This window comes from Pseudomonas sp. NFR09, assembly GCF_900111535.1.
GTDB lineage: Bacteria > Pseudomonadota > Gammaproteobacteria > Pseudomonadales > Pseudomonadaceae > Aquipseudomonas > Aquipseudomonas extremorientalis.
Window position 1 is genome coordinate 308,144 of record NZ_FOIH01000004.1, and the last position, 26,664, is coordinate 334,807.

General features: G+C 62.1%; 20 protein-coding genes and 1 tRNA gene. 8 read left to right on the forward strand and 13 right to left on the reverse strand.

Features of this window, described 5'->3' with window-relative positions; all coding sequences use genetic code 11:
- Nucleotides 1–77: 77 nt before the first annotated feature.
- Nucleotides 78–153 (forward strand) — tRNA-Phe (locus BMX59_RS11770).
- A 131-nt stretch (nt 154–284) separates the two neighbouring features.
- Here the strand turns inward: BMX59_RS11770 and BMX59_RS11775 are convergent.
- Both BMX59_RS11775 and BMX59_RS11780 read right to left on the reverse strand, forming a co-directional pair.
- Entirely contained in the window at nt 285–1,877 is a 1,593-nt protein-coding gene (locus tag BMX59_RS11775) for an ArnT family glycosyltransferase (RefSeq protein ID WP_093121485.1), read from the reverse strand.
- Nucleotides 1,878–1,964: 87 nt separating this feature from the next.
- Nucleotides 1,965–2,930 carry an arsenic resistance protein gene (locus tag BMX59_RS11780; RefSeq protein WP_093121489.1) on the reverse strand — a complete coding sequence of 322 codons (966 nt, stop codon included), beginning with the start codon at nt 2,928–2,930 and terminating at the stop codon, nt 1,965–1,967.
- A gap of 178 nt (nt 2,931–3,108) precedes the next feature.
- On the opposite strand from BMX59_RS11780, the gene BMX59_RS11785 reads away from it, so the two are divergent.
- Complete coding sequence (locus BMX59_RS11785; protein WP_093121493.1) at nt 3,109–4,086, forward strand: alpha/beta hydrolase family protein; 978 nt, start codon at nt 3,109–3,111, stop codon at nt 4,084–4,086.
- A gap of 12 nt (nt 4,087–4,098) precedes the next feature.
- Nucleotides 4,099–4,512, forward strand: coding sequence for a hypothetical protein (locus BMX59_RS11790; RefSeq protein WP_071492434.1), 414 nt, complete (start codon nt 4,099–4,101; stop codon nt 4,510–4,512).
- A 42-nt stretch (nt 4,513–4,554) separates the two neighbouring features.
- Here BMX59_RS11790 and gabP read toward each other — a convergent pair whose 3' ends face one another.
- Nucleotides 4,555–5,946: a GABA permease gene (gabP, locus tag BMX59_RS11795; protein WP_093121497.1), complete on the reverse strand. Its 1,392-nt coding sequence runs from the start codon at nt 5,944–5,946 to the stop codon at nt 4,555–4,557.
- A gap of 554 nt (nt 5,947–6,500) precedes the next feature.
- Between gabP and BMX59_RS11800 the strand changes: the two genes are divergently transcribed.
- The 5 genes from BMX59_RS11800 to BMX59_RS11820 all read left to right on the forward strand — a co-directional run bounded on the left by BMX59_RS11800 (nt 6,501) and on the right by BMX59_RS11820 (nt 10,706).
- Nucleotides 6,501–7,274, forward strand: a complete 774-nt coding sequence (locus BMX59_RS11800) for an ABC transporter ATP-binding protein (RefSeq protein ID WP_012721734.1) — start codon at nt 6,501–6,503, stop codon at nt 7,272–7,274.
- A 13-nt stretch (nt 7,275–7,287) separates the two neighbouring features.
- On the forward strand, nt 7,288–8,040 hold the full coding sequence (locus tag BMX59_RS11805; RefSeq protein WP_071492436.1) for an ABC transporter substrate-binding protein: 753 nt from the start codon (nt 7,288–7,290) through the stop codon (nt 8,038–8,040).
- Between the two features lie 74 nt (nt 8,041–8,114).
- Nucleotides 8,115–8,810 carry an ABC transporter permease gene (locus tag BMX59_RS11810; protein ID WP_093121501.1) on the forward strand — a complete coding sequence of 232 codons (696 nt, stop codon included), beginning with the start codon at nt 8,115–8,117 and terminating at the stop codon, nt 8,808–8,810.
- A gap of 38 nt (nt 8,811–8,848) precedes the next feature.
- Nucleotides 8,849–9,538, forward strand: a complete 690-nt coding sequence (locus BMX59_RS11815) for an ABC transporter permease (RefSeq protein WP_093121945.1) — start codon at nt 8,849–8,851, stop codon at nt 9,536–9,538.
- Nucleotides 9,519–10,706, forward strand: coding sequence for a methyltransferase (locus BMX59_RS11820; RefSeq protein WP_093121505.1), 1,188 nt, complete (start codon nt 9,519–9,521; stop codon nt 10,704–10,706). The genes BMX59_RS11815 and BMX59_RS11820 overlap by 20 nt, the downstream gene beginning before the upstream one ends.
- A gap of 241 nt (nt 10,707–10,947) precedes the next feature.
- Here BMX59_RS11820 and bcsQ (BMX59_RS11825) read toward each other — a convergent pair whose 3' ends face one another.
- The 10 genes from bcsQ (BMX59_RS11825) to bcsQ (BMX59_RS11870) form a co-directional block, all read right to left on the reverse strand.
- Complete coding sequence (gene bcsQ, locus BMX59_RS11825; RefSeq protein WP_093121510.1) at nt 10,948–11,850, reverse strand: cellulose biosynthesis protein BcsQ; 903 nt, start codon at nt 11,848–11,850, stop codon at nt 10,948–10,950.
- Between the two features lie 177 nt (nt 11,851–12,027).
- Nucleotides 12,028–13,152 carry an alginate O-acetyltransferase AlgX-related protein gene (locus BMX59_RS11830; RefSeq protein ID WP_093121515.1) on the reverse strand — a complete coding sequence of 375 codons (1,125 nt, stop codon included), beginning with the start codon at nt 13,150–13,152 and terminating at the stop codon, nt 12,028–12,030.
- Nucleotides 13,153–13,164: 12 nt separating this feature from the next.
- Nucleotides 13,165–14,580 carry an MBOAT family O-acyltransferase gene (locus tag BMX59_RS11835; protein WP_093121518.1) on the reverse strand — a complete coding sequence of 472 codons (1,416 nt, stop codon included), beginning with the start codon at nt 14,578–14,580 and terminating at the stop codon, nt 13,165–13,167.
- 17 nt (nt 14,581–14,597) lie between these two features.
- Entirely contained in the window at nt 14,598–15,263 is a 666-nt protein-coding gene (locus tag BMX59_RS11840) for a cell division protein FtsQ (RefSeq protein ID WP_093121521.1), read from the reverse strand.
- The gene (locus BMX59_RS11845) at nt 15,263–15,928 is read right to left on the reverse strand and encodes an SGNH/GDSL hydrolase family protein (protein WP_071492442.1); all 666 of its coding nucleotides are present in this window, start codon (nt 15,926–15,928) and stop codon (nt 15,263–15,265) included. Before BMX59_RS11845 ends, BMX59_RS11840 begins: the two co-directional genes overlap by 1 nt.
- Before the next feature lie 17 nt (nt 15,929–15,945).
- Entirely contained in the window at nt 15,946–19,773 is a 3,828-nt protein-coding gene (locus BMX59_RS11850) for a cellulose biosynthesis protein BcsC (RefSeq protein ID WP_093121525.1), read from the reverse strand.
- Entirely contained in the window at nt 19,755–20,951 is a 1,197-nt protein-coding gene (bcsZ, locus tag BMX59_RS11855; RefSeq protein ID WP_093121529.1) for a cellulose synthase complex periplasmic endoglucanase BcsZ, read from the reverse strand. The genes BMX59_RS11850 and bcsZ overlap by 19 nt, the downstream gene beginning before the upstream one ends.
- A complete protein-coding gene (gene bcsB / locus BMX59_RS11860) occupies nt 20,948–23,215 on the reverse strand; it encodes a cellulose biosynthesis cyclic di-GMP-binding regulatory protein BcsB (protein ID WP_092246230.1) in 2,268 nt (755 codons plus the stop codon). The genes bcsZ and bcsB overlap by 4 nt, the downstream gene beginning before the upstream one ends.
- On the reverse strand, nt 23,212–25,431 hold the full coding sequence (bcsA, locus tag BMX59_RS11865) for a UDP-forming cellulose synthase catalytic subunit (RefSeq protein WP_093121534.1): 2,220 nt from the start codon (nt 25,429–25,431) through the stop codon (nt 23,212–23,214). The genes bcsB and bcsA overlap by 4 nt, the downstream gene beginning before the upstream one ends.
- Nucleotides 25,428–26,462 carry a cellulose biosynthesis protein BcsQ gene (gene bcsQ, locus BMX59_RS11870; RefSeq protein WP_371914369.1) on the reverse strand — a complete coding sequence of 345 codons (1,035 nt, stop codon included), beginning with the start codon at nt 26,460–26,462 and terminating at the stop codon, nt 25,428–25,430. The genes bcsA and bcsQ (BMX59_RS11870) overlap by 4 nt, the downstream gene beginning before the upstream one ends.
- Nucleotides 26,463–26,664 lie beyond the last annotated feature (202 nt).

Below are 26,664 nucleotides of genomic sequence, written 5' to 3' on the forward strand. Positions count from 1 at the left end.
AAGCGACGGTAATAATTAAATATTTTTCGAAAACTTGCTTGACGACCCCCTGAAAAACCCGTTTAATGCGCCCCGTTGCCCAGATAGCTCAGTCGGTAGAGCAGGGGATTGAAAATCCCCGTGTCGGCGGTTCGATTCCGTCTCTGGGCACCACTATTCAGTTTCAAGTGGTGCAAACGTCATTTGAAACACACAAAAACCCGCCTAGTGCGGGTTTTTTGTTGTCTGTCGTTTATTGCGTTGTCCAGGGGCGGCCTGCGCCACCCCGAAACGAACGACCTCTATTACTTCAACAAGAACACCATCAGCGGATTGTCGTTCAGCCGCCCTTCAAACCTTGGCGTCTGCTTCTCCAGAGGCGTTCCTTGCAGCAACGCGGTTTCCTTGCGCGACACAATTGCCCAGGCGGGTCGAGGCAAAGTCCCCAGTCGCTCTATTTCGCTGCCTTCGATAAAGATCGGTTGCTCATCATGGTCCAGGTTCATCATGTAGCGCACCGCCCAAGTGTCTCGGCCGAGATTGATAAACACCAGCGGCCCCGGCTGCGCGGCACGCAACGCCTCCACCTGGCCGACAAACTTCCGGGTATCGAACTGCATATCCTTGGAGGGCTCCACCACAGTGACCAACACCACCCACTGCGCCATCAACGCGATCAGGCTGAGCCACACCAACCGCCCTCCCCGATGCCAGGCGATCAGCGCCGCCACCTGCAGCACCACCAGCCCGCCAATCAGCAGCGGCAGTGAAACCGCCGGCCAGTAACCGTGCTTTTGCCAGCCATGCCGACACACAAAGATCGCAACCACGCACAACGCCGGCAGCGCGACGACAAGCGCTTCGTAGCAGCGGCGCACGCCCGTGAGCCAGCCTTGCGCCTGGAGCAGCCCATAGGCCGCGACAGCCGCGAACATCGGCACCATGGGCAGGATGTAATAAGCGCGCTTGAAGTGCGGTATCGACAGCCCGAGCAAGATCATCAAGCCGCAGGCACCCAGCCGCGCGACCAGTTGCATGTCGCCCTCAAACCGCTCGGGCCAGCGATGACGCACGGCAATCATCGTGGCGAGCGCCAATGGCACCACCGGAAAATAGCGGTACAGACTCAGCTGGAAATAGAAGTAGAACGGCTCTCCGGTTTCATCCAGGCGCCCGCCGACCTGCATCTTGAACACCTCATCGGCAAACGCGTCGCCCCCACTGATGCGCGCCAGCTTCACCAGCAGCCACCAACAGGCTGCCAGCAGCACCACGCCGACGATGCCGTGAATCAGCACCTGTTTCACACGCTCGCCAGGCTTGGCCAGCGCCCAATACACACACACCACACCACAGACCTCGATCAACCCCAATGGCCCGCGTATCGCAAAACCCAGGACAAACAGCGGGAACACCGCAAGCCGCCTCCAGCGTCCGCCGCTGTGCAGCAGGTAGAAACTGCCTACACAGAGCAACGCCACCATCTGGTCCAGGCATACCGAGCGGGACTTTTCGAGCAGTTGGGTGGTGAGCAACGTCAGCAGCACCGTGAGCAGTGCCCACGGCCGGCTCGCAGGCACCAGCAAGCGATAGATCACCGCGACTACGCCAGCAGAAGCCAGGGCGGTCGGCAGGATATTCGCCAGATGGTTGGGCGCACCGAACAGCCTGGCAAATACATAACTGAAGAAGGTCGCGGTGCCGGGATAATCCGCGTAGGGCAGGCCATAGGTGGTCGGGAAAAAGCTCACGCCATGGCGAAACATCTCTTGCAGGAACAGCGCCCATCGCCCATCAAACCCTTGGGGCTGTTGATCCCAGATGCCCAGGGTGAACAACAATAGAGCGAAGAGGAAAATCCCTGAGGATTCCAGGCGAAAACGGTTGCGGTGATCCATCGGTTGACCTGTCAGGTAAGGGGCGCTGACTTATGGTGCCGACCGCCCTGCTGAATAGCGCCTGAACAGACTGGAAGATTTGTGCGCCTACCGACCTGCGGGCCACACCCACTTCGGGATCAGCCGCACGTAAATCAACTCCCCGACCAGTTCGACCAGGGTTTGCAGGATCACCGCCGTCGCCGCCAACCCGCGCACATCGTCGGGAAGGGCCAGCGCCAAGGGCAGCACCACCAACGAATTGCGTGTCGATGCACTGAATGTTACCGCCCGCGCCGTTGCGGCCGGGAGCGCAAACAGCCGCGACGCCAGCGCACCCATCAACGGTGCCAACAGCAGAAAGCCGATATACACCGGAATCACCGGCAACAGCAGGTTGATATCCCGCACCACGGAAGTGATTTGCGAACCGATCACCACAAACAACACCAGCGCCATCGCCGGCACGGGCAGCCACGCCCAGGCGCTGCTCCACGCGTTGACGACAGATGATCGCCGCGCCAGGGAAGTCGTGAGCACTGCCAGAATCATCGGCATCACAATCAACAACAGGAATGCTTCGACAAATGGTCCCGCCTCCACCACGACCTCAGACTGCGGCCCCAGCATCAACCCCAAGTACAACGGCAACAGCGCCAACTGCAGCAGCAACAGCACCGGCGTCGCCGCCAGCATCAGCCGTGAGTCGCCCTTGCCGATATGCGTAAACACCACCACGTAGTCGATGCAAGGCGTCAGCAACACCAGCAACGCCCCCACCAGCAACGCCGGGCGCCCGACCAGGCTTTGGGTCAGCGCCCATACCAGCAAGGGCACCAGGATGAAGTTGGCCAGCAGCAATGCCGACAGGAAGCGCTTGTTACCCAAGCCTTGGCGCAGGTCCAAAAACGGTATTTGCAGGAACATCGCGTACATCAGCACGGCGATGGCGGGGGTGACCAGTGCGCTGAGATCGTGGGCGAATGAAAGGGGAAGCAGACCGAGAACGACGGCCAGAAACACAGTGACGAGGTAGATCGGAATCTGGTTGTGTTCAAGGGTATCGCGGGTCATAAGGTGGTCTAGTCGAATCGAAAGAGCGCAAGGTTATGTATATACCAGCTCCAGGTCGAGCGACATAAGCAGGCGATCCAATCCGTCATTTGATAAACCACCAAATGACAGCGCAAGTGCTGGCAAACTGAGCAATTGTTTCTAGAAAAACAAGAAACCGATCAAGGTCGAGAAACCAATGAATTTGAACGACGCCTCTTTACAATTGCCTCCAGTCCCGCCTGCACGCGATCACAGCGAACCCTTCAAGGAACCCGCCGCCGACGGCCATATCCTGGGCGGCTTCGCCTGGCGCCATATCAGGACCGACCCCGCACGCCCGGTGGTGATCATCAACGCCGCCACCTCCGTACGCTGCCGCCACTACGCTCGCTTCGCCGACTACCTGTTCGCCAACGGCTTCGATGTCATCACCTACGACTACCGTGGCATCGGCGAATCCCGCAACGGCTCGCTGCGCCACTTCAAGGCCTCGTGGTCGGATTGGGGCGTGCTGGATTTCGAGGCGATGCTCACGCGTGCGCAACGGGAGTTCCCAGGGCAGCCGATTGACGTAGTCGCCCACAGCTTTGGCGGTTGCGCGGCAGGACTCGCGGCGTCGGGTGCTGTTATTCGACGGATCGTCACGGTGGGCGCACAGTTCGCCTACTGGCGCGATTACGCACCAAGCGGGCGCTGGCGCATGTTTGCCAAGTGGCATGTGGTAATGCCGCTGCTGACGGCACTGTGCGGATACTTCCCCGGCAAGCGCCTGGGCTGGCTGGAAGATACGCCAGCCGGCGTAGTGCGCGACTGGAGCATGCCGACGCCCCGGTATGAAACACGCCCCAGCGGTCGAGCGCTGGGCAACCTGCCCTTCAGCCGCGTGAAAGCGCAGATACTGGCAATCAGCATCACGGATGACCCCTTCGGCACCGTGGCGGCCATCGAGCGGTTGCTGGGTTATTTTGACGGCAGCGAGCGTACGCACCTGCGCATAGCGCCGGAAGATATCGGTGAAAACCAGGTCGGGCATTTCGCCTTTTTCCGCAGCGAATATCAGGACCGGTTGTGGCCGATTGCATTGGCGTGGCTTCAAAACGGTCAATTGGCGGCAGATACCCTTGGGATTTCCCCCAACCTGCGCTTCAATACTCCCCCCGATCCAGAACCCTAGGACGCCAACCCCATGGCCTCGCCGAACAAGCAGCAAAAACGCGCCCACCGGGCAAAGGCCAAGGCCAAGCAGAACCGCACCCAGCGCGCCGTCGCGACCAAACCGGATGCGTTTGCCGGCGATGACAGCCGCATTGACTTGGAGTCGGTGGATTTGACGGAGATGTTTGTCGAGATGCGCACTGCAGGCGAAACCAGCCAGCAGGCGTTGTGCACGGCATTCCTGGCGCACCCGTTGTTGGCGCTGGTGCTGGAGCAGGAAGGTGAAGAGCAAGCCACCGATTTCATCCTGGCGGCGCTGATCGAGTATCGACAGTGGGCGACGGATACCGATGATGAGGCGGCTGCATTGGCGTGGATCGAGTCGCCGCAGTTCCAGGCGGATTACGTCGCGGCGTCTCAGGCGCTGATCACCCCAGAAGCCTGACGCGAAAACAAAGTGGGAGGGGCCTGCCCCTCCCACATTGGGTCAGCTAAGTACCGCAGCGCCCACTCGCTGCGCCTTGCGGCGACTCGCCACCATCAGGCCCGCCGCTACTACCAGCAAGCTCAGCACACCGGTCGCAATGATCTCGACCCGATGCGCTTCCTGGAACAGCATGATGGTCAACGTGCCCACGATGAACACCATCACCGCGTAGGTCAGGCCAGGGAACAGCCACATCTTGAAGACAATCTTCTCGCCCGCCGCCGTGCGCTTCTGGCGCATGCGCAGTTGCGATACTGCGATCACCAGGTACACCAGCAGCGCGATGGCGCCGGAGCTGGCCAGCAGGAACTCGAACACCGCCGCCGGGGCCACGTAGTTGGCGAAGACCGCCAGGAACGCCGCACCGGTGGACAACAATACCGCCCAGTAAGGCGTGCCGCTCTTGTTGGTACGCTTGGCAACAGCCGGTGCATCACCGCGACGCCCCAGGGAGAACAGCATGCGCGAAGCGGTATACAGCGCCGAGTTCAAGCAACTGGTCACGGCCACCAGTACCACCAGGTCGACGATCAGCTTGGCATTCGGGATACCCATGCGTTCCAGCACGGTCTGGTAGGAACCCACGGCCGCCAGGGTCGGATCGTTCCAAGGCACCAGGGACACCACGATGAAGATCGACAGCAGGTAGAACAAACCAATCCGCCAGATCACCGAGTTGGTGGCCTTGGTGATTTGCTGGCCTGGGTTCTTCGATTCAGCGGCGGCGATGGTGACGATCTCGGTCCCCATGAACGAGAACATGGTGGTCAGGATCGCAGCCAGTACGGCGCCCATGCCGTTTGGCATAAAGCCCTGGGTATCGAACAGATGGGAAACACCGCTGACCTGGCTGGTCGGCAGGAAACCGAAAATCGCGGCCAGGCCAAGGATCACGAAGCCTACGATCGCCACGACCTTGATCAACGCGAACCAGAACTCGAACTCGCCGTAGTTCTTCACGCTGAACAGGTTGGTCGCCGTCAGCAGCAGGGTGATGATCAGAGTAAAGGCCCAGATAGCCACATCCGGGAACCAGGCATGCAGGATGGTCGCGGCGGCGTTGGCTTCCAACGGAATCACCAAGACCCAGAACCACCAGTACAACCAGCCGATGGTAAAGCCGGCCCAATGGCCAATCGCACGGTCGGCATAAGTGGAGAACGAACCGGTGTCCGGCGACGCCACGGCCATTTCGGCCAGCATGCGCATCACCAATACCACCAGCGTGCCCGCTGCGGCATACGCCAGCAGTACGGCCGGGCCGGCGGCAGCAATCGCGTGGCCGGAGCCGACAAACAGACCGGCACCGATGACGCCGGCAATCGACAGCATAGTGACGTGACGCGGTTTTAGCCCCTGTTCGAGGTCATTGGAGCTTTGCGTACTACTCATTGACACACCTTTGCGAGGAATTGCGAAAACGGTCCACCCGGCCCGGGATCTTTCTCGTGAAAAGAAACCAACAGGGCGTTCTTTATTTTTTACGCAAGATTTGCGCCAAAATGTTACAGAGCCACGATTGACGTGGGCTGTAGGACGATTCAACAACCATCGCAAGTCATTGAGAACAATGGCATTCCGCTATAGCGTTACCGTGCGACTCACATTCAAGACGAATAAACGCACCATAAACACACACAAAAAGTACGTGACGCTCCATAAAAGGGCTGATAAGCACCGTTTGCCCGGTTAACCCTTCCAACACCCGGCCAAAGCTGGCACCATCGCGCCCTTTTTTACGCAAAGCCTGCGGTTTTCCGGGTTCAAACGGTTGTTCGGTTGTTGATGGCGCGACACGCTGCTGTGCCGATGCGACACCCCGCCGCACACCATCGGTTTACCGCCGGCCGCGCTGTTGGCTGCCATCAGGACGCTATGCTAGCTTGGCGCCTCGCCAGGAAGGCGGCCCAACAGCAGGATTGCAACGAACACAATGAGGACCCCACATGGCCGAGGCCACGCCCGCGCTTGAAATCCGCAACTTGCATAAACGCTATGGTGAGCTGGAGGTACTCAAAGGTATCTCGCTGACCGCTCGCGACGGCGATGTGATCTCGATCCTGGGTTCCTCCGGTTCCGGCAAGTCCACCTTCCTGCGCTGCATCAACCTGCTGGAAAACCCGCACCAGGGCCAGATCCTGGTGGCCGGCGAAGAACTCAAGCTCAAGGCCGCGAAAAACGGCGAACTGATGGCCGCCGACGGCAAGCAGATCAACCGCCTGCGCAGCGAAATCGGTTTTGTGTTTCAAAACTTTAACCTGTGGCCGCACATGAGCATCCTCGACAACATCATCGAGGCCCCGCGCCGCGTGCTCGGCCAAAGCAAGGCCGAAGCCATCGAAGTCGCCGAAGCGCTGCTGGACAAGGTCGGCATTGCCGACAAGCGCCACGCCTACCCCGCGCAATTGTCCGGTGGCCAGCAACAACGGGCCGCCATTGCGCGCACCCTGGCGATGCAGCCCAAGGTCATCCTGTTCGACGAGCCCACTTCCGCGCTTGACCCGGAAATGGTTCAGGAAGTACTTAATGTGATCCGCGCGCTGGCCGAAGAAGGCCGCACCATGCTGCTGGTCACCCATGAAATGGGCTTCGCCCGTCAGGTGTCCAGTGAAGTGGTGTTCCTCCACCAGGGCCTGGTCGAAGAGCAAGGATCGCCACAGCAGGTGTTTGAAAACCCGCTTTCGGCGCGCTGCAAACAATTCATGTCCAGCAACCGCTAACGGAGCAACATGCATGCAGAACTATAAAAAATTCCTTCTGGCCGCGGCCGTCTCGATGGCGTTCAGCGCCACGGCCATGGCAGAAACCTTGAAAATGGGGATTGAAGCGGCCTACCCGCCGTTCAACAACAAAGACGCGAGCGGCAACGTGGTCGGCTTCGACAAAGACATCGGCGACGCCCTGTGCGCCAAGATGAAAGTCGAGAAGTGCGAAGTGTATGTGTCCGACTGGGACGGCATCATCCCGGCCCTGAACGCCAAGAAGTTCGACTTCCTGGTGTCCTCGCTGTCGATCACCGACGAGCGCAAGCAGGCCGTCGACTTCACCGACCCGTACTACTCCAACAAGCTGCAATTCATCGCGCCTAAAGCCACCGCCGACTTCAAGACTGACGCGGCGTACCTGAAAGGCAAGGTCATCGGTGCACAACGCGCGACGCTGGCCGGTACCTACCTGGAAGACAAGCTGCCTGAAACCGAAGCCAAGCTGTACGACACCCAGGAAAACGCCTACCTCGACCTGACCTCCGGTCGCCTGGATGGCATCCTCGCCGACAAGTACGTGCAGTACGAATGGCTCAAGAGCAAAGACGGTTCGGCCTACGAGTTCAAGGGCGACCCGGTTGTAGAAAGCGACAAGATCGGTATCGCCGTACGCAAGGGCGACCCACTGCGCGAGCGCCTGAACAAAGCCCTGGCAGAGATCAAGGCAGACGGCACCTACAAGAAGATCAACGACAAGTACTTCCCTTTCAGCATCGAATGATCTGAACGGTATGCCCGACGCGCTCACCTGAGCGCGTCGGCTTTTTGCAATGCCTGCCGCGATATGAAAACACCATGAATTTCGATCTCTACGGATTCGGCCCGGCGCTTGCCGCCGGCGCGCTGATGACCGTCAAACTGGCGCTCACGGCCCTGTGCCTGGGGTTGGTGCTCGGCCTTGCCGGGGCCTTGGCCAAGACTTCGCCGTACAAGCCGCTGCAATGGGTGGGCGGTGCGTATTCGACCATCGTGCGTGGCATTCCCGAATTGCTGTGGGTGCTGCTGATTTACTTCGGCACGGTCAACCTGATGCGTGCCCTCGGTGAGTTCTTCGGCAACCCCGACCTTTCCCTGAGTGCCTTCGCCGCCGGGGTCATTGCCCTGGGCCTGTGCTTTGGCGCCTACGCGACCGAAGTGTTCCGTGGCGCGATCCTCGCCATTCCCAAGGGCCACCGTGAAGCGGGTGTAGCCTTGGGGCTGTCGAAGTTCCGGATCTTCACCCGGCTGATCATGCCGCAGATGTGGCGCATCGCCCTGCCGGGCCTGGGCAACCTGTTCATGATCCTTATGAAGGACACCGCCCTCGTATCGGTGATCGGCCTGGAAGAAATCATGCGCCATGCGCAGATCGGCGTGACTGTCACCAAGCAGCCCTTCACCTTCTTCATGGTCGCCGCCTTCATGTACCTGGCCCTCACCGTGCTGGCCATGACCGGCATGCACTTCCTGGAAAAACGCGCCGCCCGCGGCTTTGCAAGGAGCACCCAATGAGCGGCGACTACAGCTGGCTGGCGCATTTCGACCTGGGCCTGAACTGGTCCGTGATCATCAAGTGGCTGCCCAAGTTGGCCCAGGGCGCCATTCTGACCCTGGAGCTGGTGGCCATTGCGGTGATCGCCGGCCTGCTGCTGGCGATCCCGCTGGGCATCGCCCGTTCCTCGCGCCGCTGGTACGTCAGCGCCCTGCCCTACGCCTATATTTTCTTCTTCCGTGGCACGCCGCTCCTGGTGCAGTTGTTCCTGGTGTACTACGGCCTGGCGCAGTTCGATTCAGTGCGCGAGAGCTTCATGTGGCCCTACCTGCGCGATCCGTTCTGGTGCGCCACCGCCACCATGACCCTGCACACCGCCGCCTATATCGCCGAGATCCTGCGCGGCGCCATCCAGGCCATCCCGCCCGGCGAGATCGAAGCGGCACGAGCCCTGGGCATGTCCAGGCCGAAGACGCTGTTCTACATCATCCTGCCGCGTGCCTCGCGCAACGGCCTGCCGGCGTACAGCAACGAAGTGATCCTGATGCTCAAGGCCAGCGCCCTGGCCAGTACCGTTACCCTGCTGGAACTGACCGGCATGGCACGGACCATCATTGCCCGTACCTACTTGCCGGTAGAGATTTTCTTCGCTGCGGGCCTGTTCTACCTGTTGATGGCCTACGTGCTGGTACGCGCCTTCAAACTGCTGGAACGCTGGCTGCGCGTCGATGCCTGCCAAGGACGTTGAGGCACGCTTCCAGGCGCTGGATGCGTTCCTGATCGAGCACCAAGGGCTGTGGAAACCACGGCCCTTTACTCATCTGCACTTGCCCTGGGAAACCCAGCACCCCGAACTCGCCCAGTGGCTGCGGCAACGCTCGCTGGACGACGCCGAAACCTGTCACAACCACCCCCATGACCTGCCGGCACCGGCGCCTTTTGCGCAACTCGCCGCGCACGCTCGCGCGCTCAGTGCTGTGGATAAGTTACCGACGCAACCTCTGGCTCCTGCTCGTCACCGCCTGAACGTCGATGTTCCGGGCCGCAAGTGGGAACAGATTGAAGCCTTCGGCAGTGCGCTGCAGTTTGCGCAAGCCCCCACACACTGGCTGGAATGGTGTTCAGGCAAGGGCCACCTGGGTCGCCGGCTGTTGCAAGCCGATCAGGCCCTGACCTGCCTGGAATACGACCCGGCACTGATCGCGGCAGGCCAGGCCTTGAGCGATCACCATGGCCTGTCCGCCACCCATCGCTTGCAAGATGTGATGGCCGATGTGGCGATCCACGCCGAACACACCCCCGTCGCCCTGCACGCCTGTGGCGACCTGCATGTGCGCCTGCTGCAACTGGCCAGCGCGGTCGGCTGCAAGCAACTGGCACTGGCGCCGTGCTGCTACAACCGCATCACTGCCGACACCTACCAGCCACTGTCCAACGCAGGCCGTGCTTCAACCCTGCAACTGTCCATCGATGACCTCGGCCTGCCGCTGAGCGAAACCGTCACCGCTGGCAAACGCGTGCGCTTGCAACGCGATACGTCCATGGCACGGCGCCTGGGTTTCGACCAACTGCAACGCGAACTGCGCGGCCTCGACGAATACCTGCCCACACCGTCCCTGCCTGCCCGTTGGCTGGACAAGCCCTTCGCCGATTACTGCCGGGACCTGGCGAACCTCAAAGGGTTATCCACAGGTGAACAGTATTGGGCGGCGCTGGAGGCCCACGGCTGGCGCCGCCTGGCTGAGGTGAGAAACCTGGAATTGGTGCGTGGTCTGTTTCGGCGCCCGCTTGAGGTTTGGCTGGTGCTGGATCGGGCGTTGTTTCTCGGTGAGAATGGCTACAAGGTCGACGTAGGCACCTTCTGCGATCCTGCACTGACGCCGCGCAACTTGATGGTGCTTGCCGAGCGCGATTAGAGGGCAAAATTGTCGCAGTGCAGCCTGTGGATAACTCTGTTGATGGATTCTTTACGGGGCCTGTAGGCATCTGCGCTACAGGCCAAAAGCCGTACTGGTCATTTTTTGTTCACAAAATAAAATGCACGCAAAACAGGCAGTTGCAGCGTGATGAGAACAGCTCCACAAAATGGCTGTTGGGTGACAGGTGCATCCAACCGATTGTGCATAAGCATCTGGGGTCAAGCGTATAACCAGCGCTTTATGCTCGGGTGTTTGGCGCCTTCAGCAGTTGGCAAAGATCGTTGATATCGTCACCCGCCAGGCCCTTCTCTGCGCTTTCCACCGGGTCGTCACCAAAAGCCAGCGCTTCATGGATCCGCATGTCGCGATGCACTTGCAGCGCCTCTTTCCCCAGCCTCTGGGTAAAGGCCTCGATCATGTCCAGGCAGAAAGCATTCCTTTCATCCACTTGGTTGATAACCACGTGCACGCGAGGCGCGTGTCCACTTTCAAGGTGCGGGGCAAGCAGTGCATCCAGATGGTCGAGGGTGCCCAGGCATGCAGCGTCTGCCTGCACAATGACCAGCACCACATCGGCGACACTCAGCGCTTGATGGAAGTAGATGTTGTTACCGGCGGGTGTGTCGATGATCACTGTCTGTCGCGCACTCAAGTCGAGGGCTGCCAGGTGTTGAGCCAGCCAGCGCGGCTCCTGCTTGAGCCAGCGCTCCAGGCTTTCCTGCTGTGGGATGTCGATTTCGCCAAAGGGGATTACCTGGCAGCCGGCGAAGCTGAGCTGTTGAAGCGGGTTCCATGGCCCATGTTCCAGACTGGTACGCCCGATGCCCGGCAACGCCGGACTCACGCCGAAGTGAAGATGCAAGGCGTTCTGCGGGTCCAGGTCCAGGGCCACGACGGACTCGCCCTGACGCTGCAGACCACTGCTCAAGGCAGTGGCCAGGGTACTGCGGCCGACGCCGCCATTGATCGACACCAGCGCCACCACTTTTGGCTTGAGGGGCACGGTGTCTGCGTCGTGGCTGACGGCAACATCATCCGCGCGGGGAATACTGCCGAAGAAATGCATCCGCGCCTCCCTGCCGCGCTCATCCTGGCAGATGTCCTTGCCGAGCAAGGCTAAAAGACCATTGGTAATGCTCATAGCTGACCCCTCATCACGGCGAAGCCCAAAGACGTGAAAAGGTCAGCTGATACGACTGCTTACCGCAGGTCTTTTTGTGGTCGCCCTAGTGCAAGCCAGTCTGCTTCAGGCACGCAAAAGTGTCATTATTTTGATGAGGAAGCTGTCTATTTTTTAGACAAACGGCAATTCGTCAAATTACTGACCAACCGTGATCGCATCGTAGGGCGTTTGCAGGTCCCGCTCCGGAATCTCCCAAATCAATAACTTGGGTGGTGTTTGCTTGAAGGCCGGGCTTTCGAAATAGGCCTTGGCCGCCCCCGAGAACTCGCCCCCGTCCTTGCTGAAATTGCCGACCGGCGCGTTCAGGGCTTTTTGCAGGAAGCCGACGAAGTTGGAGTTGCGCGAAAACGAGGTGCCGATCAGCGCCACATTGGGCAGGCCAGCGTCGCCAAACAGGTCGTCGGCATTGCTGGTCGCGCCGCCGGTTTCATGGGCGCTGCTGGCCGCGACCCACTCCCCCGGCGGCTGCAACGTGGGCGGCAACCAATCCAGACCGGCCAGGCGCACCAGGTCTCCCGGGCGTACGGCGAGCGGCGCCTGGGTGATATCGAACGCCTGCTCCGGCGTGGCCTTGATGCCACGCTGCTGGATGCGCTGCGCGAGCGCCTGTGCGCCGGCGTTGGAACCGATTTCGCTCCAGTGGGTATCGGTACGCAGGTAGGCTTCGGCGCCCAGGGGTTTCAAAGTGTCGGTCAGGTCCAGCGCGGAAACGCCGGCAGCTTGCAGCCGTTTGGTCCAGTCCTGAATGCGGCCGTCGAGCACCGCCGGGCGGTACAGGCCACAGCGTTCGGCAGCGGCGATGCGGCTCTTGTCCGGCACCACCACCACTTGCAGGTCGATGCCTTTTTGACCCAGTTGTTTTTGCAGGTCGATCACCGCCTGGGCCTTGGTCTGGGCATTGGCCTCGGCATGCCGGTTGATGCGCAGTTCATCACTGATAAACAGCCAGCCCGGGCAACCTCGCCGTACCCGCGGCCCGGTGTCACCGAACGCCAGCCAGCTGCCGCCGCGCTCCAGGTTGGCGGCCTGGATTGCCATCGGCGCCTTGGCCAGTTCCTTGGCAAAACGGTGGGTCAGGTCGCCGTGCAGCAGCATGTCGCTGTCGACCTTGGCCGGCACATAGCTGATCGGTCCCTTCACCATCAGCCAGGCGCATGACAACAGCCCCGCCGCCAGGAAGGGCACCAGCACCCAGGCCGCCAGGGGGCTGGTGCGAACGGCCAGTTCACTCGGAGGCGTCGGCGCGGTAGGAGCAGGCATGGTCGGGCGTCCTTAGAACTGAAAGTACAGAAACGGTACGGCGTCACGGCTGGCGATCAGCGCGAACGACAACACAAACCCGGCCACCGGCCACAGCGAAGCCGCCAGCACAAACCACGGTTGGGTGCCGAAGCGCTGTTCACAACGCACCTGCCAGATTGGCGCGATGATGCAGACCAGGCCCAACAGCGCGGCCATGCCATGGGCCGGGCGCATGGCCACGGCCATCGCGTCACCCAAGGCCATGCCATGCAGGCCGAACTGGCCGGCGTACATGGTCAGTGCCGAGTGGAAGTCCGGCGCGCGGAACAAGGTCCAGGCCAGGCACACAAACAGCAAGGTCAGGACGTGCGACAACACCGGCGGAAGGCTCGGCAGGCTCGATCGCGACCAGGCGCGGTCGACACACAGCGCCACGCCATGGGCCGAACCCCACAACAGGTAATTCCAGCTGTCGCCGCCGTGCCACAACCCGGCAATCGCCATGGTCAGGAACAGGTTGCGATAGGTGCGCCACACGCCGTCGCGGTTCCCGCCCAGGGCGATGTACAGGTAGTCGCGCAACCAGCTGGACAACGACAAGTGCCAGCGCCGCCAGAAATCCTGGATGCTGCTGGCCAGGTACGGCCGATTGAAGTTTTCCGGGAAGTGGAAGCCCAGCATCAGGCCCAGGCCGATGGCCATGGCGCTGTAGCCGGCGAAGTCGAAGAACAGTTGCAGCGAATACGCCAGGCACCCGATCCAGGCGTCCACCAGGCTGGGGTGTTCCAGGTGGAAGGCGATGTCCACCAGCGGCGACAGGGTGTCGGCCACCAGCACTTTCATGCCCATGCCGATCATGAAGCGTCGCGCGCCCAGGGAGAAATTCGCCCAGTTGAAATACCGCTGGTTCAGCTCGCGGCGAACCCAGTCGTAACGGATGATCGGGCCGGCAATCGAGTGCCCGAACATCGAGATATAGGTGGCGTAGTTGATGAAGCTGCGCTCCACCGGCACCGTATGCCGGTGCACATCCACCAGGTAGGAAATCGCCTGCAATACGATGAACGACAAGCCGGCCGGCAAGGCCACACGCTGCCAGTCCAGCGGCATCGCGCCGTACCAGGTGATCACCTCGCTCACCGTGCCGGCGACGATGTTGGCGTACTTGTACCAACACAGCACCGCCGTGTTGAACACGATCAATGCGATCAACAGGCGCACCCGGCCTTTGCCATCCTCACGGGAGCGGTCCACCAGCAAGCCGCCGACCCATGCCACCACGGTCAACACCATGTGCAGGAACAGGAACAACGGGCTCAACCAGCCGTAGAACAGCCAACTGCCGATCAGCAGGATGACGTTGCGCCAGCTCGGACGAGCCAGCGCGTAGATCAACAGGAAGGCCGGCAGGAACAGCGTGAGGAATTCGAGTGAGGCAAAGACCATGGTGGTGTCGGGCCCGATCAGTTAGCGAGTGCGTCAGAGGCGAACAGCAACTTCGAGCCTTTATCTGAAGGAACGGCCAATACGCTGTAGCGCTCGCCCGCCTTGAGCGTGAACGCCAGCGGCTGACCGACCGGCGCGCCGGCGCATTTGAGCTGCACCGACAGTTCCACCGGGTTGATCATGCGCCGCTGCACCGCACCTTCAGCGACCTTCTTGAACAACTCGGCCTTTTGCGCCACGGCTTCCAGGCTGGCGTCGGCGCAGCTGGCGTCGGCGTTGATAAAGGCCAGGGAGGCCTTGAGCGCATTGAAGTCGTCCGGCACTTCGCGCACCACCAACTGGCGCGTGGCGCCCTTGGCGTCGACCAGCGCAACTACTGTGGCGAACTCACCCGGCGCGACGTTCACCGAGAAATCCGCGTTTTTGCCGCCGCTGCTCAAGACGCCCTTGATCGGCTTGTCGCCGCCGACCACCGGCAGGAACGCCGACACGGCTGTGTCGCCGCTCAGGACCAAGCTGGCCTTGGAACCGTCCGCCACCAGCTTCAATTCGCCCGGGGTGCCGTTGGCAAAACGCAGGAACGCTGCGTCTTGCTCCGGGCCGGTCGGATACAGCGGGATGTCGGCACTGTAGGCGCTGACGCTGGCGAGCAAGGTCGCCAGGCCCAGGGTCATTCGCTTCATTATTTGCTTCCTTTACCGTAGGCCGATGGCGGCAGGTTACCCAAGGCTGTCCCGATCGCCTTGGCCCACTTCTGGTAGCCGTCGATGGTGAAGTGCTGGCCGTCGGTGGTGATCCACTCGCCCGGCTTGGAGAAGGTCAGCGAGTCGATGTAAGTGCACGGCGCCACGTTGCTGGCCAGGAACGACGACATCAGCTTGGTGCGGGTGTCGTCCTTCTTGTACTGCGAACCGACCTTGCCCCATGGCGGGCCGACCCACACGCACTTGGTGCCGGTGGCGGCGATTTCCTTGGTCAGCGAGGTCACGCTTTTCCAGGCCCAGGCTTTGGGGAACACCGGGTTGGTGTAGGAGCCCATGGTGTCGCCGATGATCAACACAACCACGTCGGGCTTGTCCTTGGCGATCAGGTCTTTGATCGGCGTGGTGCTCATGGCGTTCTTGCCATAGATCACAGCCTTGCCGGTGGGCATGCGCTCGCCGCCGCACTCGACTTTTTTCGGCACCACCCAATCCGCCGCGCCGGCACCGCACGCACCGATGGAGTGAACCACCGCGCCTTGCTGGGTGAGGTTGTCTTGCAGCGGGTTGAGCAACGAATCGGGAAAGCTCATATGACTTTCGCCCAATACCAGCATGGTCAGGCCGGCAATCGCAGAAACAGGCATGAATGACTCCGATTTAATCAGTTGGAATAAGGGGAACGGTAAGGGCTGACCGGCAAGGGCATCGGCCCGCTCAGGTCTTCGAACAAGTAGCGCAGGTAAGCATTACCGGCGTACTGGCGGTAGTCCTGGGCGTTGTCGACACCGATCTCGCCACCCAGGTAGAAGCGCGAGCTGAGGCGATATTCGGCGGCGGCATTGAAGCTGTAGCCGATGCCGGTTTTGTCCGAGCTTTTGTACTCCTGGGTACCCAGGTCTTTGTGGCCCGGGAAAAAGTCCGCGCTATCTTGGCCGATATACTGCACACCCACCGAACTTTTTACCTGGTAGCTGAAGCGATCGAAGCTCTGCGCCCACCGGATCGGCACGCCCAGGGAGAAGAAACGCTGCGGGCTGAAGTAGCCGCCGTTGCCATAGGTGTAGAAGTCCTGGTTCTCCTTGAAGCTCAGCGCCGAGGCACTGACACCCAGGGTCAGCGTGTCCTGCGGGTTATTGCGCAGGTACCAGTAGATGCCGCTGCCCAGCTCCATGCGGGTGTTGTCGTCAACGTGGTTACCCATCAGTTGGTGCAGGGAGCCGTAACCGTAGACGCCCAGCTTCTGGTTGTCGTAGCTCAACTCACCCCGTCCGCCGTTGGCGGTCACACCGCCCCATTTATAGCCATCACCGTCTTTGGAACCGGCGAAGGACGTGACGCTGTCGGTGACCGGGCGCCGCGAGATATTCGCGCCATAACGGAAATTCGAATTGGCCTCGAACGGACGCGACACGCTCACCCCACCGACGATGGTGTTGTAGAGGAAGCCCAGTGGGCTGACGCCGACGTCGGCCTTGAGGCCTTCATCCGGGTTCTCGAAAGCCACGGCCAAGCCCACACCGGTCGCATCCTGGGTGCGGGGTGAGGTGGCTTTGCCGCCGCCAAAGCGTGATGCAGCGTCATCGCTGACACTGCCGGCACTCAAATGCACCGGCGTCACTCGCAGCGCCACGGTGTTATCGCCGACCGGCATGCGCGCTTCAAACGGCGCTTCGATATCGGTGAGTTTGCTCAAGCCTTTTTCGCCGTTGTTGCTGCGCGCGCTCAAGCCTTGCACCACATAACCGGTACGGTCGCGCAGGATGGTGTCCAGCGCACGACGCGCCGGGCTCAGCTCGGGGCTGTCGATGGAGGCGATTTTCGACGGCGGAACAAACGGATCGCTCAGGTCGTTGGACGTTGCACTCGCAAATGCGTTGGAGGTCACGCTGTTGTTCGGCGCATCGATCGGTGGTGGCACCGCACCGGCGATGGTCAGGTCGGTGACCTGGCGACGCTGGCCGGGCAAGCCCACGAACGGGTTCGACGACTTGGCTTCGGTGCCGGCCTGGGCCACCTGGGTCCTGGCCTTCATCGCGTTCTCGATCACCAGGGCCCTGCGCAGCAGTTCAGCGGCTTCGCTGTTTTTGCCCAGGCCTTGGTAGACACCGGCCGCCGAGGTGAGGATCTCCGGGTTACCCGGCTCCAGCGCCAACGCCTTGTCAGTGGCGCGTTGTGCCAGGTCACGGTCGCGACCTTTCAGGGCGATGTTCGCCAGGCCCAGTTGCAGGCGTGCATTGTCGGGGTTCTGCTGGATCAACGGCGCATACAACTCCATGGCCTTTTTGCCGTTGCCGCTGTCGGCATACATGCGCGCCAGAGCGCCGACACCCAAGGCATCGTTCGGGCGCTGGGCCAGGGCCGGTGACAGCATGTCGTAGGCGGCCACCAGGTCGTTTTTCTCACGCAGGGCGTCGGCCTGCTTGACCCGGTACAGGTAGATCAAATCGTCGTAGCGCTGGCGCCCGGTCTCGGTCAGCGGCTGGCCTTGCACTTCGCGCAGGATCTCACCCGCCGCGCTGTATTTGTTGGCCTTGAGCAGCACGTTGGCGTACAGCAGCTTCTGGTCGACCGTCGGGTTGGGATTGTTCTCCACCACCTTCTGCATCATGTCCAGGCCGTACTGTGCAGCGCCCACTTCCACATAGGCGGCGGCCAGCACGGCCACGCGCTCGGGTTTCTTGCGGGTCAGCGGTTCGGAACGCCCCAGCAACGCCAGGGCTTCCGGGCGTTGGCCACGGCGGGCGGTCTCGATGGCGATGTCGGTCTGCTGGTGCAGCGCGATATCGGTCGCCAGTTCGTTCATGTCGGCGGTGCGCTGCGCCGTGGGGATGCGTCCCAAGGTCGCTTCGGCCTGCTTCCATTCGCTCAATTCCGCCGACAGCAGGGTGCTGGTGTACAGCGCGTCCGGCTGGTTGGGTTGGGTCTTGAGCAAGCCGTCAATCAAGGCACGGGCGGCGCGGATCTGGCCGTCACGCAGGTACATGCGTGCCAGGGCAAAGCGCGTCCAGGGGTTTTCCGGGTCAGCGTCGAGCGCCTGTCGGTAAGCGGCTTGCGCACCTTTCAAATCGCCACGTTGCTCGGCCAGCTTGCCGACCTGAGTCGCCCGCAGCGCGTTGATTTTCACACTCGGCGCGAACTTGGCGCGCTGGGCCGGCGACACCGAGTCGATCAGCTTCAAGGCCTCATCCGGCTGGCCCGACTGGGACAACACGTTGATCAAGCCGCTCAAGGCATCCGCGTCGCCAGGGTGACGGGCCAGCACCTTGCGGTAGCCGGCTTCGGCTTCCTCGAACTGATTGTCCTGGGCCTGGAAGCCCGCCAATGCGACAGCCGCGCCGGGCTGGCCCGGGTTCAGGCGCTCTGCCTGGGCCACCAGGTCGCGGGCCTGGGCGCTGCGACCGGCGCGCTGAGCGTCACGGCTCTGGCTGATCAGGTTCCAGTAGCGCACATCGTTCAAGGCCGACTGCCAGGCCGCACCACCGGGCAAGCGCGTGGCTTGAACCAGGTAGTTTTCCGCTTCGCCGTAGCGTTCCTGCTGCTGACGCAACACGCCCATGCCGCCGAGGGCATCGACGTCGTTGGATTTTTGCGCGAGGCGCGCTGCCAGCAGGGGCTCGGCGGTTTTCAGGTCGCCATCGTCCAGGGCCTTGAAGGCCTTGGTCATCTGCGGATCACGCTGCCAGGCACCACCGCCTTTGCCTTGGGCGATGCCTTTTTCCATGATGGCGCGGATCTCGGTGTCATCCGGGTGCGCGGTCAGGAATTGCTGGAACAACGCCACCTGGTCCGGCTTCGGCGGGCCGAGCCAGATCAGCGCAAAGCGCCAGGTTTCATCGGCGTTGCCGCCCACGTCGTTGTTCGGTGCCAGCTTGGCCAGCGCCCGGATGCCGTCCGGCCGCGTGGCGGGGTTACGCGCCAGGTGCTTGGCCAGGAACAGCGCAACGATCGGGTCGTTCGGCCGCTCACGGGACAAACGCTGCAAGCCGGCGATGGCTTCATTGGTGCCCTTGGCGGTGAAACCCAGGGTGTTGTAGTACTCACGGGCGATCAGGCCTTGGGGCTGGCGACCCTGGAAAATCTGGCGGTACAGGGCCACGGCCTTTTCGCGCTCGTCCTCGGGTTCACCCAACTCGCGGGCCTGCTCCAGCAACCTGGCGTTGTCCGGCACCGCCACGGTGATGTCCTGCTCCAGCTGCAACGCCTGGCGCGGCACCGGGCTCAGCGCCTGCAAGCGGGCCAGGTACTTCCGGGCTTCGGCCGGGCGGTTCTGCTGCACCTGGATCAAACCGATGCCGTACAACGCGTCCGGTTGCTCCGGGGCCAGGTTCAAGAGTTTCTGCCAGGTTTCCAGGGCGCGCTCGGGGTTCTTTTTCGACTGCCAGTAGTAGCCCTGCTCGATCAGCAAGGACTGTGGGTCGCTGGTTTCAGCGAGGCTGGCGGTGGAAGCCAGGGCAGCGAGAATCGCAATGGCTAGCGTGTGACGGCGCATGCTGCCTCCCAGGAAAGTTTGACCGTACCGTCTTGTTCAAACCGGTACTTCTGATCGGCGAAGCCCTGGCCGAACAGGCTGAGCATGTAGTCGTAGTAGATCGGCTGCGCACTGTCGGGCGCCGAGGGCGCCAGGGCTTTATTGAGCGCGTCGTCGACCTTGGCTTTTTGCAATTGCACCAGGGCGGTTTCGCCGCGGGCCTGGAAGAAGGCCAAGGTAGCGGCCGAGAAGCCCATCGGCGTATAGCCGTTGTTTTTCTCGGCTTCGCCGGTCAGTACGTGGATTTTTTCCGGCGGGAAGCCGGTGACCGACGCCGCCGTCGCACGGGAAATACCCCCCAGCGACTTGAGCATCGCCGCTGCCAAAGGATCGCCCTTGGCGGTCATGCCGGCCCACATATACGTGCGGATTGCATCGTAGCTGCCCAGGTCATCGGAGAACGGATCGACCACGAACACCCCGGTGTTGGCGCTGGTGGCGCGGTAACCAACCCAGTTGGCCGCAAGGCCATGGGGGTTGCTGGCGCTGTCGGCGAGCATCCGCGCATTGCTTTCGGCGACTTCGTTCCAGCCGCCGTTCGGCCGTTCTTTCTGGAAGCGACGCAGTTGCGCAAGCACCTGGTAGCTCGGGTTGAAACGCCACAAGCCACCCGGATGCACATAGCCGACAGGCCCCGGCAACAGCATCTTGCCCAGGCCCGGCACACGCACGATCAGGTTGCGTTCGACGTTGGCCAACAACAGCTGTGCGTCGGCGCGGTACTGCGGTGCATTCCACACGCGGGCCGCTTCGAGCAAGGCGTAGGCCATCCACAAGTCCGCGTCGCTGGCGGAGTTCTGGTCGATCACGCCCCAGGTGTTATCGGCTTTTTTACCCCACAACCAACCCGGCAGATTCTGGCCGATGTCGGAGCCCGACATGTTGGCCTTGGTCCAGGTCCACAGCTTGTCGAAGCTCGCGCGATCGTTGCCGACCAGGGCGAAGAACATCGCATAGGACTGCCCTTCCGAACTGCTCTCGGTGGGCTTCATGGACGAGTTCAGCACCCGGCCGTCGTCCTGCACGAAGCGCTTGGCGTAGTTCTGCCACAGCGGCCAGTCACAGGTCTGCGCCTGGGCGCCGCCGGCCAACATCATCGCGCCCAGTGTCGCCAGGGCCATACGCTTGAGCAGGCTCATGCCAACCGCCGTTTTGCACGTGCGCGCAGCGACAGGTAGACCAGACTGGTCACCACGGCCAGGCCGAGGAAGGTGATCAACAGCATCCAGCCCAGGTTCTGTGACAGTTGCCACTGCATGAGTTTGAAGTAGTTGAGCTTGCCGACGTAGTACTGCTCGTCACCGACCAGCGAGCTGATGGTTGTGCCCTGCACCACGGCCAGGCTGCCCTGGATCGAGTCTTTGTAGTCGTCACCGCCGATCAGCGCCGAGGTGGCTTCCAGCAGGCCCTGCGGCTGGTTGCTGGCGATCAGCACCACGCTGCGGCCCGATTTGAGCGGCGATTGGAAGCCGGCCAGCCAGGTGCTGTTGCTCAGGCCCTTGAACGTAATGCCGGTGTTGGCCGGATGCTGGTTGGCCGCCGGGTCGGGGCTGATCCAGCTGCGCACATAACGCGGCAGGTCGGACAGCAGGAAGTGGTGCTGTTCGCCATCACTGGTCGCCGGCAGGTATTGCTGCCACTGCTTGAGCAACGGCTGGTTGGCGGCGGTGGCAAGTACCAGCAGGTCTTTGTCGGCAACACTCTGCACGTCCTTGGCCTGTACCACTTTGACGGCGGTGGCCGGGTAGCCGGTGGCTTCGCCGAAGCGACCGAGCACGGTCAGGTAGGCGGTCAACTCGTCGGTGCCGTAGTTGTCGGGCATGACCACGGCGGATTCCGACAGGTCGGCCAGACGGGTGAACGGGAAGCCAGAGTCGTTGAACACGCCCAGGTTAGGCATGGCGATGTAGTGCTGGTAGCCGGTGACGTCGAGGGTCGAATCCGGGTCGATGGAACCGCGCATGTTGTCGACGATGATGTCGCGGCATTCGCCTTCCTTGATGTAGTCGTACATGAAGCGCAGCTGCAGCTTGGATTTGGGCGATGCTGAGCTGATCGGCAACAGCGTGGTCACTTCACGCGGCAGGCTTTCGTCTTTCTTCAACTGGTCGAGCAGGGTCTGGCCGCCGCCCAGGTTGGCCACCGACGGCAACGCCACGGACTTCATGAACTGGTCATTCAGGCCGATCAACAGGGAGGAGTTGGTCGACACTTGCTGCGGCGTGTAGCGATATTTGACCTTGAGCGGCACGCCCTCTTCACGCCAGTTGAACAGGTCGGGCGGCAGGCGCATGTCGACGCTGATGGCGCCCGGGTTGTAGCCCGACACGCTGAGTTTCTGCTGTTCGATCAGCTCGCCCAGGCGTACCGGGCGGTTGCTTGGCAGCCAGTTCGGCGCATCGTACGGGCGGCGCGGTGCCAGGGTGTCGAGCTTGGTGATGACCACGCTGTTACCGGCCAGCACCGGGTTGCCCAGCACCACCGCGTTGGCGGCGCGCTTGAGCTCTTCGCCGTCACGCCCGGTGACGATCAGCAGCTTGCCGTTGGCGTCGTTGGGGTTGGCGATGAGGGTCAGGGTCGGGCCGGTCGGCTTGGCGATGGCCACACCGTGCACGTCCATCGCGTCGGCGGTTTGCACCAGCACGATGGCGTTGCCTTTGGCCGGCAGCTCGCCGAGAGTGGTCGGGAAGGTCGCGCCCCGGTAGCTGGCGAGGCCGCCGATCCACGACGACAAGGCGCCAGCGGCTTCCAGTGCGGCGCTGTCCGGCGCGGTGGCAAACACGAACGGCAGGCTCACCTGGCGAGCGTCGCGCTTGTCGAAGAACGGCAGCGGCAGCACCGCCAGGTCGTCTTTGAGCACGATCGGCTCGACCTGCACTTTCAGCTCGCTGCTGTTGCTGATCTTGGCCCACAGGCTGCTGTGCAACGGGTCTTCGCAGGACATGGTGTAGTGGCCGATGAACTGCAGGCTCAGGCGATTGAACTCGGTGATCAACTTCGGCGGGATCTGCACCAGTTGCTCTTGCGGGGTGCCCGCGCCTTCTTTGGGCAGCGCCAGGCTGGCGGCGACTTCGCCGTTGACCAGCACGTTGATCTGCGACAGGTCCGCCAGCAGCGCCGGCGAGTAGCTGTACTTGAGCAGCAGTTGCGCGCCCTTCACCACTTCATCGGCACGGATATCGAAGTTGACGCTGTCGGACGACTCCACGCCTTGCAGGTTCATGGTGTCGCGGCGGCCCAACTGCTTGAGCGTCAGGCTGTAGCCGTTATCGGTGCTTTGTACCGGCACGGTGGCAGCCGCTTGCTCGGCAGCTTGCGCCAGGGTGTTGAGGCCCATCAGCGAGGCGATCATCAGCGCGAGTGCACGGCGCGGATGAGGGCGAGCGAATATCTTCGAGGTCATGGCTTGTCCATCAGCGTATCTAGCGGTTTTGTGGGGGTGCGGCTCAAGGCCAGACGCAGTTCGTGCAGGGTGGCGCGGCCGAGGGTGAACAGACCGCCGATGCCGATGGCGCCGACTTCGCGCAGGGCCGCCAACGGTGTGTCCGGCTGGCCGGCGCCCCAACTCGCGGCCCAGGTATCGGCACGGGAGAAGGTCAGGCGTACCAGTTCGCTTTGCTGGCGCAGGCTGAGGGGTTCGAACTGGGCGCCGATCTGCGCGCCCTTGCTGAACACCACGCGCGCATCGAACAGGCTGTCCTGGCCGTTGCGCGACAGCACCAGTTGCACGCGTTCGCCACGGGTGATCGAGTGCCCATCGCTGAGCATCAGGCCGAAGCCGTTTTGCGAGAAGTCCTGGGTAGTGCCGTCCAGCACACGGCCGTCGGCACAAATGATGCTCACCGGCAGCTTGGCGCTGACCCGTGGCTCGGAACGTACCTGACGCGCTTCCGAGGCCACGGCCACGGCGGCACTGGTGATGATCAGGTTGTAGAGGGTCCAGGTCAGGTTGATCGCCACCGTCACGGCTGTGGACGCATCGCCCCAGACCAACTGGTGGATACCGAAGCCCAGGCCGACCAGGTTCACCGCCAACAACACCAGGTACGGGCGGGCGAGTTTCCAGTCGAAGAACTGCTTGTCGATGATGCCGCCCTTGTCGGTGACGTTGAAGCCACCCGCCTTGGGGTTGACCAGCGCGACCAGCACCGGCGGCAGGATGTACCAGGCCAGTACGGTCTCGTACACCTCGTTCCAGAACGAGTGACGGAAACGCCCCTGGATCCGTGAGTTGGTCAGGCTGGAGTGCACCAGGTGCGGCAGCACGTAGGCGACGATCATCAGCGCCGAGGCGTGGAAAATCTCGGCGCCGAAAATCAGGTAGGCCAGTGGCGCGGTGAGGAACACCAGGCGCGGCAACCCATAAAAGAAGTGCAGCATGGCGTTGGCATAGCAGATGCGCTGCCCCCACTTCAGGCCCTTGCCCAGCAGCGGGTTGTCGGTGCGGAAAATCTGCGCCATGCCTCGCGCCCAGCGAATCCGCTGGTTGATATGGCGCGACAGGCTTTCGGTAGCCAGGCCCGCGGCCTGCGGGATAGCCAGGTAAGCGGTGTTGTAGCCCAGGCGGTTGAGCTTGAGCGCGGTGTGGGCGTCTTCGGTCACCGTCTCGATGGCCACGCCGCCGATTTCCAGCAGCGGCTCACGGCGGATGACGGCGCAGGAGCCGCAGAAGAACGTGGCGTTCCACAAGTCGTTGCCGTCCTGCACCAGGCCGTAGAACAGCTCACCCTCGTTGGGCACGGCGCGGAAGGTATCGAGGTTCTTTTCGAACGGGTCCGGCGAAAAGAAGAAGTGCGGCGTTTGCAGCATCGCCAGCTTCGGGTCCTTGAGGAACCAGCCCAGGCTCACTTGCAGGAAGGAACGCGTCGGCACGTGGTCGGCGTCGAACAGCGCGATGTATTCGCCGTCGGTGACTTTCAACGCTTCGTTGAGGTTACCGGCCTTGGCGTGGAAGTTGTTGTCGCGGCGGATGTAGTTCACCCCGACCTTGCGGCAGAAGTCGCGGAAGTCGTCGCGGCGACCGTCATCGAGCACGTGGACGCGCAGCTTGTCCTTGGGCCAGTCCATCGCCTGGGCGGCGAAGATGGTCAGTTTTACGATGCTCAGCGCTTCGTTATAGGTGGGAATGAACACGTCGACCGTCGGCCACTCCTCCGGCTCGGTCTTGAGCCATACCGGCGTGCGGCGCAGCGGCCAGGCGGTTTGCACGTAGCCGAAGATGAGCACGACCAGGGCGTAGAACTCGGCCGCAACCAGGCCGTAGCCGAAGAACATGTCGAGCCAGGTTTCAAAGCCGAGGGTGGAGGTGAGGCGCCAGAACATGTAGCGCAACGACGCCACCAGCGACAGCACCACCAGCGCGAGGATCGCCAGGCGCCCCGGGATCTTGCGCAGCACCAGTACCACGAGGAAGCACACGCCGGCGAACAGGCATTGGCTGTAGAGATCGAGCGGCGCGCTGATAATGCCCAGCAACAGCAGCGCGCCGAGCACGCAACTGGCGACAACCAGCACCGTACGCAGCGCCGCAGGCCACCGATTGAAGCGCGCGATGGCGTCATTGAGGCGCTGTTCGGCGCGCCCTTCGACGAAGGGCGTGGAGGACGTAGTGTCGGTCATGGAAGGTCCGAGTCGATGTGTTCGAGCAAGGTGCGGCACAGGGCGTGGACGTCCTGGCTGCCGATACTGTTGACGGTTGGGTCGAGGGGGTCACGCCCGTAGGCCTGGGCTTCGCTGAATGCGGGGTCACGGTGGACAGTCCCCAACAACGCAGCGCCCAGACGGGTCTTGAACACCTCGGCCATGTCCAGGCTGAAGCGGTGGGCACCGTCCAGCTGGTTGATCACGTAGAAGCGTTGTGGCGGTTTGGCACGCTTGAGGTGCGGCGCCAGCAGGCTGTCCATCTGGTCTAGTGTGCTGAACGAGGCCACGTCCGGCTGTACGACCACCAGCACAGCGTCGGCGACCGACAGGGCCTGGCTGAGGTAGACGGTGTTGCCGGCGGGGACGTCGATGATCACGGTGTCCTGGCCGCTCAACCTGAGGCCGGACAATCGCTTGCTGAGCCACTCGCTGTCCTGGCCCAACCAGCGATTGAGGCTGTGCTGTTGCTCGTGGTCAGTGGCACCGAATGCCACCAGCCGGCAACCGGCAAAACCGCGCTCGGGCAGGGCGGCCCAGCTTTCGTTGAGCAGGCTGGTGGCGCCGACGCCGGGCATGTCCAGGCCCAGGCACAGGTGGTGGCGCAGGGCGTTTTGCGGGTCCAGGTCCAGGGCCAGCGCCGGGCGGCCCTGGCGCTGCAGACCGCTGGCAATCGCGGCGGCCAGGGTACTGCGGCCAACGCCACCCTTGACCGAGACCAACACCACGACTTTAGGGCTGGATTGCTCGGAGTACACCTGGCCGTCCCGCCCTTCCACCACTTCGGGCGGCTGCAGGTGGTCGGCTTCACCTTGGCTCAGTTCCTCCAGCAGGCGCAGCAGCGGCGCCGAGGGAGCTTCGATCACAGGTGGAGCGTGAGTGACTGCGGGGGCTTCCAAGACCTCTATTTCGTCCTCGATGAACTCATGGACAAAGTCGATTTCGCGATAGCCGCTCGGGTTGGCACCCAGCTTGTTGAATAGCTTTGAAATATCATCTGCCCGACTCACTCACTGCCCCCCACCTGATTTGCGCTTTAAAAGGCGATAAAAAGGCCAGCAATGAGCTGACCTCGTATTTTTCTAGTTATGTGGTGTCGGGCGCATTCTGTGATATCACATTGATGGTGTCAGTATTTTGATGATTTTAGTTCAAATCTATCCGACGAACGGCATAACGCCATTTTTATGACTGTTTTTTGGAGAAAAAGCC

Bases quoted from the DNA above. Each gene is read 5' to 3' on its own strand.
- BMX59_RS11775 (WP_093121485.1), bottom strand. From the start codon at position 1,877: ATGGATCACCGCAACCGTTTTCGCCTGGAATCCTCAGGGATTTTCCTC.
- BMX59_RS11780 (WP_093121489.1), bottom strand. From the start codon at position 2,930: ATGACCCGCGATACCCTTGAACACAACCAGATTCCGATCTACCTCGTC.
- BMX59_RS11785 (WP_093121493.1), top strand. From the start codon at position 3,109: ATGAATTTGAACGACGCCTCTTTACAATTGCCTCCAGTCCCGCCTGCA.
- BMX59_RS11790 (WP_071492434.1), top strand. From the start codon at position 4,099: ATGGCCTCGCCGAACAAGCAGCAAAAACGCGCCCACCGGGCAAAGGCC.
- gabP (WP_093121497.1), bottom strand. From the start codon at position 5,946: ATGAGTAGTACGCAAAGCTCCAATGACCTCGAACAGGGGCTAAAACCG.
- BMX59_RS11800 (WP_012721734.1), top strand. From the start codon at position 6,501: ATGGCCGAGGCCACGCCCGCGCTTGAAATCCGCAACTTGCATAAACGC.
- BMX59_RS11805 (WP_071492436.1), top strand. From the start codon at position 7,288: ATGCAGAACTATAAAAAATTCCTTCTGGCCGCGGCCGTCTCGATGGCG.
- BMX59_RS11810 (WP_093121501.1), top strand. From the start codon at position 8,115: ATGAATTTCGATCTCTACGGATTCGGCCCGGCGCTTGCCGCCGGCGCG.
- BMX59_RS11820 (WP_093121505.1), top strand. From the start codon at position 9,519: ATGCCTGCCAAGGACGTTGAGGCACGCTTCCAGGCGCTGGATGCGTTC.
- bcsQ (WP_093121510.1), bottom strand. From the start codon at position 11,850: ATGAGCATTACCAATGGTCTTTTAGCCTTGCTCGGCAAGGACATCTGC.
- BMX59_RS11830 (WP_093121515.1), bottom strand. From the start codon at position 13,152: ATGCCTGCTCCTACCGCGCCGACGCCTCCGAGTGAACTGGCCGTTCGC.
- BMX59_RS11835 (WP_093121518.1), bottom strand. From the start codon at position 14,580: ATGGTCTTTGCCTCACTCGAATTCCTCACGCTGTTCCTGCCGGCCTTC.
- BMX59_RS11840 (WP_093121521.1), bottom strand. From the start codon at position 15,263: ATGAAGCGAATGACCCTGGGCCTGGCGACCTTGCTCGCCAGCGTCAGC.
- BMX59_RS11845 (WP_071492442.1), bottom strand. From the start codon at position 15,928: ATGCCTGTTTCTGCGATTGCCGGCCTGACCATGCTGGTATTGGGCGAA.
- BMX59_RS11850 (WP_093121525.1), bottom strand. From the start codon at position 19,773: ATGCGCCGTCACACGCTAGCCATTGCGATTCTCGCTGCCCTGGCTTCC.
- bcsZ (WP_093121529.1), bottom strand. From the start codon at position 20,951: ATGAGCCTGCTCAAGCGTATGGCCCTGGCGACACTGGGCGCGATGATG.
- bcsB (WP_092246230.1), bottom strand. From the start codon at position 23,215: ATGACCTCGAAGATATTCGCTCGCCCTCATCCGCGCCGTGCACTCGCG.
- bcsA (WP_093121534.1), bottom strand. From the start codon at position 25,431: ATGACCGACACTACGTCCTCCACGCCCTTCGTCGAAGGGCGCGCCGAA.